Source organism: Kineosporia babensis (assembly GCF_021129305.1).
Lineage (GTDB): Bacteria > Actinomycetota > Actinomycetes > Actinomycetales > Kineosporiaceae > Kineosporia > Kineosporia babensis.
This window is the reverse complement of record NZ_JAJOMB010000055.1, coordinates 1-6,155: the sequence shown is the minus strand read 5'-3', so window position 1 is coordinate 6,155 and position 6,155 is coordinate 1. Positions and strand designations below refer to the sequence as shown.

The 6,155-nt window shown below is 61.6% G+C and carries 7 protein-coding genes; 4 read left to right on the top strand and 3 right to left on the bottom strand.

Annotated features, from left to right (window positions below):
• Positions 1–1,210: 1,210 nt before the first annotated feature.
• Positions 1,211–1,513 (bottom strand): hypothetical protein, encoded by a 303-nt coding sequence (locus tag LR394_RS40825; RefSeq protein ID WP_231450104.1) that lies wholly within the window; start codon positions 1,511–1,513, stop codon positions 1,211–1,213.
• A 260-nt stretch (positions 1,514–1,773) separates the two neighbouring features.
• On the opposite strand from LR394_RS40825, the gene LR394_RS40820 reads away from it, so the two are divergent.
• From LR394_RS40820 to LR394_RS40805, 4 genes are all read left to right on the top strand, one after another.
• The gene (locus LR394_RS40820; RefSeq protein WP_231450103.1) at positions 1,774–2,358 is read left to right on the top strand and encodes a hypothetical protein; all 585 of its coding nucleotides are present in this window, start codon (positions 1,774–1,776) and stop codon (positions 2,356–2,358) included.
• A gap of 59 nt (positions 2,359–2,417) precedes the next feature.
• Positions 2,418–2,582: a hypothetical protein gene (locus LR394_RS40815; protein WP_231450102.1), complete on the top strand. Its 165-nt coding sequence runs from the start codon at positions 2,418–2,420 to the stop codon at positions 2,580–2,582.
• Positions 2,583–2,644: 62 nt separating this feature from the next.
• The gene (locus tag LR394_RS40810) at positions 2,645–2,926 is read left to right on the top strand and encodes a hypothetical protein (protein WP_231450101.1); all 282 of its coding nucleotides are present in this window, start codon (positions 2,645–2,647) and stop codon (positions 2,924–2,926) included.
• A gap of 442 nt (positions 2,927–3,368) precedes the next feature.
• Positions 3,369–4,754: a hypothetical protein gene (locus tag LR394_RS40805; protein WP_231450100.1), complete on the top strand. Its 1,386-nt coding sequence runs from the start codon at positions 3,369–3,371 to the stop codon at positions 4,752–4,754.
• Between the two features lie 81 nt (positions 4,755–4,835).
• Here the strand turns inward: LR394_RS40805 and LR394_RS40800 are convergent, their stop codons facing one another.
• Entirely contained in the window at positions 4,836–5,651 is an 816-nt protein-coding gene (locus tag LR394_RS40800) for a hypothetical protein (protein ID WP_231450099.1), read from the bottom strand.
• A 324-nt stretch (positions 5,652–5,975) separates the two neighbouring features.
• Positions 5,976–6,155 (bottom strand): hypothetical protein (locus LR394_RS40795; RefSeq protein WP_231450098.1); only part of this gene is annotated, 180 nt, incomplete at its 5' end.

Genomic DNA, 6,155 nt, shown 5'->3' with positions numbered 1-6,155 from the left:
AGACACCCCCCTGGACGTCGCGGCCTTGGTCCTCTGGTCCGGGCTGTTCGTCCACCTCGAGCACGAAAGAACACCGGCCAGCTGGAACTCCGCCTGCTTTTGGACCGTGACGGCACCTGGGACGGCCCGGCCCCCTTGCCCGTCTACCTGGGACCGCCCCACCCTCGGGCAGGCCACATCCGACTTCGCCGCAGTCACCCTCGCCGAGGCCACCACCGGACCCCCAGCGACCTGCGTTCGATCGGACCCGCGTCGGCCCCCGCCACCCAGATCGGTCTGATGGTCTTCGCCGTACTGCCGCTGGTGCTGGCCGTCGTGGACGAAAACGCCCTCATCACCGGCGCCGAACTGCCCGGCGCCCGGCCGGTCCTCACTCAGCGACCTCAGCGTCAATCTGGACCCTCACCGGTGTCACCGTCTACATCTGCGGGCCCCTGCCCCACGAGCACGACATGGGCCCAGCCGCAGAGGTATTTCTCGCCTGGCACTCCGGCAACGTGCGCAACGAGGATCTTCCCTTCGACACCTGAGCATGGGTGTCGTGTTCACCGTCCGTGCTGAGGGTTGCGCTCAGTTGTGTCGCCGAGGAGGAAGACGTTCGTCGAGCCCTCGTGTAGGCCGGCCACCGCTCCAGGGGTGCTCCTTTGCGCGGCCTGCTGCACGATGAAGTCGGTCCGGGTGCGGGCGTCTCTTCTTTGCGGTAGCCGCCGTCCAGGCGTAGGACGATGTCCCGCTTGCGCCCTGGCTCCGGGTGCGGCACCACGTGGACTTCCAGGCGGTGCTCGTCGACGCCGCCGGCCAGGTGGATGATCTGCTCGAGGCGAGGGTGCATCCGGTCAGGGTGTCGATCGCTGTGGCCGGGAGGTAGAGACCGTGCTGATGGGTGCGGCGTGCGGACCTCCGACGAGCCTCATACGGGGGATCAGGCTCGGCGCTGTTCGGTTCGGACGGTCAGCGCCGAGCCGCATGTGAGCCTAGGGTTTCCGGGCTTGCTCAGGTGTCAAATACCGGGTGAGCCACGGGTGAAGCGGCTCGAGTGGTAGGTCCCGCAGCACCAGGTACTTTCGGCCGTCCACGGCCGAGCCGGGCCCGGCGAGGTTCCTGCGTGTCAGGGTGTGGTGAGGACTGCTACTTGTTCTCGCGGATGACTCTGGCTACCTCGAACAAGGCAACAGCGACCGCGCTTACACGGCACTCCCGGCTTGCGCCGTTAGGTATGCGAGGAGGCCGTTCTGGCGAACCGCTCATACTCCGGCGTACCAGGTTTGGCGCTGAGGATCTGCTGCACCTGTTCGCTGGGCAGTCCAGTCACCGCGCCGATCTTGACCACGAGCTGGGTCGCCTCTGACTCGTGCAGATGGTGGTCGGGTGCGGCGTCCGGATCGCTGGTGTCGCGGTACATCTGCGCGTACCAGCACCTCGTTCCGCTGTCCCACCCCCAGGTGCTGTAAGCGGCCCATCCCGGGATCCAGACAGGGTCGATGGAGTCTTGCTTCTCCCCGAATTGCTGCATCCCAGAGACGCTACTTCGCGGCGCCTCGCCGCTGCATCGTCCCTGTGTGCATCTCTGAGGCACGCAACGGGTTGAATGACTCAGTGTGACGATCTATCCTAATTGGACGGGTGGCCTGCGCCCCCGGTTTCTCCTGCCTCGCCGGCCCACACCCGGCCTCAGGCATAGAGGGACAAGGCGATCGTCACGCAGGGAGAAGAGTCCTCCGGTCCGTCCAACAACGCCGGTGGTCGTGTGGGCCCATCGGGAATGGATGAACCGTGAGCAAGGACTACGTGGCCAAGCATTTGGCTCGTGAGCAGGACATCTCCTACACGGAGGCTCTGCGTCGTGTTCAATCCGCGACCGTTCAGGAGAATCCTCTTCTCACTGAGGTCAAGCGGGAGTGCTGGGACCTGATAGGTGAGAAGGTCTCGTACCGGTTCGGGAGCGGGATCGTCGCCAGCGTGCAGTTCGCCGACGAGCTCCGGCTGCCATCGCCGCCGCGCATCGAACGTTTGAAGATCCACGTCATGGAAAACGACTACTCATCGTTGACGTGGTGTCCGACCGAGACCATCCCAGGTATCCGGCTGGGCGGCGAGACGTTGCCCGGCGTGCAGACCGGTGACGTGACCATTGAATCGCGCATCGGGTTCCGGTGCGAGATGAAGAAGTCGGAGCCGATCGAGGACCCAACCTTGGACTTTCCCCAGGAGTACCTGGATGAGGATCATGTACTCGTCTCGCTTGAGCGAGACGTGCTGCTGCGCTGGCATGCCGTGCTGGTCGAGGGCAAGCGACCTGACCTGATCTTCAGTTGTGGCGAAGCGCGCCAGCCTTCCACCATGGTGAGAGCCTTCTAGGATGATCGGACACCGTGCTCTACGCGGGCTCCCCGTCGTCGGGTATCTCCTCGAGGATCATGTCCAGCGATCGTGCAGGGATCATGCTGGCCGAGGCCCGGGCTGAGGACCGGCGGCACCGGCTGCACCCCTCCGACCTGCCGCCGGCGATGGTGGAGCAGATGACGGCTGAGCTGCTTGAGCAGGTGGTCGAGTTCGAGGCCCGTCACCAGCAGTCGTCCTGACCGTTGGCTTACCGCGTCATCCCGCATCGGCTTCTACGAGGCGGTCTTCCGGTACCTGGGCAATGAGCCCCGATCCGGAGCAGATCATGCCGACCCGGGCCGACTTCCAGGAACAAGTGTTCCCCGATCTGGTCGAACTCGTGCAGTCGGGCTGGGACTTTGCCCCGCAGCTGCCCGGCCGTGGTGACTACCGGCAGCTGTGGCACTCCGACCTGGCCGATGTTGTCTACACGGTGACCGTGTGGCGTGAAAGGCCCTCGGGGGTTCTAGAGCTGCGAAATATCGTGATCAAGCCAGGCCCTCCGGCAGACGCGAACTACCAGGACAACGACTGGGACGAGTAGTTCAACCTGGCCGCCCGTTAGAACGGTCGCTGCTCGACACGAGCGCTGACGGCAACGGAGATCGAGGTCATCGTCAACCCCGACCATCACTTCCCCACCCGCCTGGGAACGCTCATCAGCGTCTACCTGGGACTGGCCTCCGCCCGGAACCGGCAGAAATTCCTGCGGGCCTGCAACGCCTCCCACGCTGCCGACATCGGCGCCAGCCTCCTGGAGGCCTGAGTTCACCGTGCAGCCACTGGTGAACGCGGGGATGGTCACGAGGATCCGAGCGAGTTCACGGCGGCTGAGGCGCAGCAAGGCACAGCGATGACGATGCTGTGTTGTTGATCCAGGAATCCAGCACACTTCTGGATAGATGGTTTTTGGATTCCGTGAGACATCTTCGAGAGTCGTGCGACAATCATGGTCGGGGACGCATACGCACGGGGGAACCGCAACTATGAGCGAATTTGTCACGGAACTAGTCGACTTCGTCATCAGCTACGGTCTAGATAAGTATGCGGGCATCAGTATCGATGGCGGTGGCGTGGATCTAGCACCGGTTCTGGCTACGCTACAAGAGTTGAACAGCCATAGCAGCAACCTGTTCACCGCCATCTCTAGGCCAACCCAGACCGCCAGCGAAGAGATGGCCGAACGAGCAGTAATCGCATATTCAGCTGGCTGGTTCGATGATTCTCTTCGCGATGCTCAGGCAAGCATCGAGATGTACCCGTATACGGCTCGGCCGCGCTTGGTCGGTGGCCTGGCTGCCTTGATGCTTGGCCGCGGTGAGATCGGCCTAGACCTCCTGGTATCGGCGGTCAAATACTCCAAGAATGGCCAGCCCGAGATCGGGGCAATCGCCGCACTCGTTGCCTCTCGTGTGGCAAGCGCCGTTGGCGGCAAGAATTTGGCACAAAGCCTTCTTCAGGAGGCGGATACAGTAACCAATGGACGCTGCCCGGCTATTGTCGGCGCTCTGTGGCGCCACGGCGTCGTGGTACCGCAGGCCTCACCCGAGCAAAGGCTCAAGGATCTCTGGTGGCAAGAACACGGGACTACCCTTACCTACTCACAGGAGGGCTTCGAGAAACTACTGACCGCTACGACGACACCTGGGCCCGACTATCTCACCGCCGGCACCTCCTTCCAGGACTATCTAGACGACATCGCTCAGAAGGTCGGCGCCGCGCAGTCGGCTCATCAAGCACTTCTGATTCAGCTAGGACGATTTCATGACCGCCGAAAAATGCAGATGGACGATTGGAGCGTAAAAAAGGCGCTGTCCTATACCACTCTTGGACTCAAGATTGGCCTGTGGGATTCAACCGGGGCGGCTATCCTGAAAAAGTGTCGCACTCTCGCCGACACCCCTGATTGGCCCGGAGATTCAGTCTGGCATGAGCCTACCCGAGCCTTACCCGCCGACGCCTTGAACCTATTCACGTACGTCCACGGCGCAAGCGAGCTTTTGATCGCAGCCTTACGTGAAGTGAGAACCCGAGCCGAGGAGACACGCGAAACTCCACATCACCAGCAGATGGTTGACGGTCGCCCTAATATCGAAAAATGGATAACAGCAGTGGCTTTTATTCAAGAAACGGCCGATATGGAGATCGCGCGCGAAGCCGCGGGCACCCTGCAGGTAATGCTCGCAGATCGACCATTGAGTTCGGCTGCTCCCGTCCTTCACCTTGACAGAGTGAGCGCTGGGCTGTTCGAGCAGATCGGCAACCAGATCAATGCTGGCCCCACCCACCCTTTGATCATCGATATGGAAGCCGACCCGGTCCCCCGCCAAGCGGTACATGAGAAAGGCGGCGAGGGTTTCTCAACTCAGTAGCGACCGCTTTTCAGGACCGTCATATGTAGCCACGGCGGTCACACCGGGACGAGATGCTCGCCAGGCTATTGCCCTGTCACATCATGGAAAGCCCGGATAGTTGCTCACACCAGGGCAGGCATAAATGTACAGCCCTTGGATACTGTCCCGGAAGGTGAGCACTTGTTTCCGCGTCGCCTTCGGATGCGTGGCGAACCATTCGCTCCAACGAGCGTTGTACGACCTTGCCTGCGATTGATGGTTTGTGTTCACCCCTTTCTTTGAGCACCACCATCGCATCTGCCCCGGGTCATCTATATCCAGATTCAGGCTTTCGAACTTGCTGCGGAATTTCTGCGGCAGTGTGTGGTGGGCCTGGGAGGTTTTGGGCGGCTTTCGGGTTTTTAGTCCGAGATTGTAGCGAATATTATTACGGGTGAAAGGCTTTCCGATCCAGAAGAATGACGAGAAAGTACCCTGCACCCTCTGCCCTGCGACTCCGAAATCGGCCGCGAAATAGCCATCCCACGTGGGAATGCCAGGAGTATCCTCCTGCGCAGCACAGGAGGCAGGGATCTTGAGTTTTCCTTTGACCTTACGCAGAATCTTGGCCCCCGGAGGCCTGCTGAGATCCGGTGGCACGTTGACCGTGACAGCCGGCCGCTTGAATTTCACAAACTTGCTGTCCCGGGTCCAGCATCTGCCATGGAACTGGACACGAACCCGGACGCCCGTTCTTTCCGTATTTCCCAGCCCGATAACCAGAGGAACCTTCATCTTCGGTCGCACGACAACCGGAGAGACAATCTCTCCAGTTCCCAGGCCCGGAGTAGGGACTGCTGATGCAGGAGCAGCACCTGCCGTCAGAATCCCCAGGCAGAGCAGAACGGACCCCAGCCCCAGTCTCAGCGTTTTCATCGGCCCCCCAGTCGATGACGGAGAATCTAACATTGCAGTGAAGTAGCAGAAGAGATCTCACGCTATTCATCTCGGACCGCGTCGCGCCAGGATCATGCTTACCTCCCAGCACAGACGACCAGTCTGGACCAGCCTGGGCATCAGCTCCTGGAGACACGCGAGGCTTCCGCGCAACGGCGACGCCTGCCCACAGTCGAACAAGAAACCCCATCGGAAGGCCAGGATCGAGGTTGAGGCAGGTTTCAGTACCTGCATCCGTTGCGGCCTGTCATTGGTGCGGGTTCCCGGCAGCGCCGGGCGGGCTGGGTGTTTGAATGCGCCAGGTCAGGGCTTCTTTCTGGCTGTGCTCAGGCGCTGCACGGCGTGGGTGGCTGCGGTCTCGAAGAGGTCGTGGGCCCAGGAGCGGATGTCGTCCCGGGTGGGGTCGTGCAGGTCGAAGTGTGGTGACCTCGAGCAATATCTTTCCTGGTTTACCGCGTCGTACGCGGGTAGTGGTCTTGGTGC

Excerpts from the sequence above, each read along its gene's own strand:
- LR394_RS40825 (WP_231450104.1), bottom strand. The coding sequence starts at position 1,513 with ATGCAGCAATTCGGGGAGAAGCAAGACTCCATCGACCCTGTCTGGATC.
- LR394_RS40815 (WP_231450102.1), top strand. The coding sequence starts at position 2,418 with ATGTCCAGCGATCGTGCAGGGATCATGCTGGCCGAGGCCCGGGCTGAG.
- LR394_RS40810 (WP_231450101.1), top strand. The coding sequence starts at position 2,645 with ATGAGCCCCGATCCGGAGCAGATCATGCCGACCCGGGCCGACTTCCAG.
- LR394_RS40805 (WP_231450100.1), top strand. The coding sequence starts at position 3,369 with ATGAGCGAATTTGTCACGGAACTAGTCGACTTCGTCATCAGCTACGGT.
- LR394_RS40800 (WP_231450099.1), bottom strand. The coding sequence starts at position 5,651 with ATGAAAACGCTGAGACTGGGGCTGGGGTCCGTTCTGCTCTGCCTGGGG.